Origin of the sequence: Agrobacterium sp. a22-2, assembly GCF_012276985.1 — a bacterium.
GTDB lineage: Bacteria > Pseudomonadota > Alphaproteobacteria > Rhizobiales > Rhizobiaceae > Allorhizobium.
Genome location: NZ_JAAXMM010000079.1, coordinates 1 through 427, shown reverse-complemented (window position 1 = coordinate 427; position 427 = coordinate 1). Strand labels below are relative to the sequence as shown.

The window sequence follows — 427 nt, the reverse complement described above, 5'->3', positions numbered from 1 at the left end:
GGCCTGGCCGCTCTGGCCGGCTTCAATGGTCTTTGGCACGCACAGCTCGGCGTTCGGGTTCTGCCAACAGTGCGGCCCGACGCTGATTTTCTGCTCGGCGTTCAGGTAGTCCAGCGCGATGGCGCGCGTCAGGCGCCACTCCCCTACCGGCGTATCGAAGCGGGTATTGTTCAAATTGCCGCGCCAGCGCTGCTGCTGACGATCAAAGCTGCCCTGCAGCGCCAGCTGGCCGGAGACCGGTTTGCCGTCGATCTTCAACTGCAGTTGGTGCTGCTTCTCGCTGCCCTTGGCGTCGAGGGTCAGCAGGCTGACCTCCAGCGCGTCCTGCTTCAGCTGCTCGACACGTACCGCCAACTGCCCCTGAATCTGATCCGTGGAGCGCACGTCGCCGTCGATCTTCACGCGGTTGATGCGCAGCGCCTGCCAC

1 pseudogene is annotated in these 427 nt (G+C 64.6%); it reads right to left on the bottom strand.

Annotation, left to right across the window (positions count from 1 at the left end):
* A pseudogene (locus tag HFC70_RS26455) lies at window positions 1-427 on the bottom strand (hypothetical protein); the annotation flags it as partial.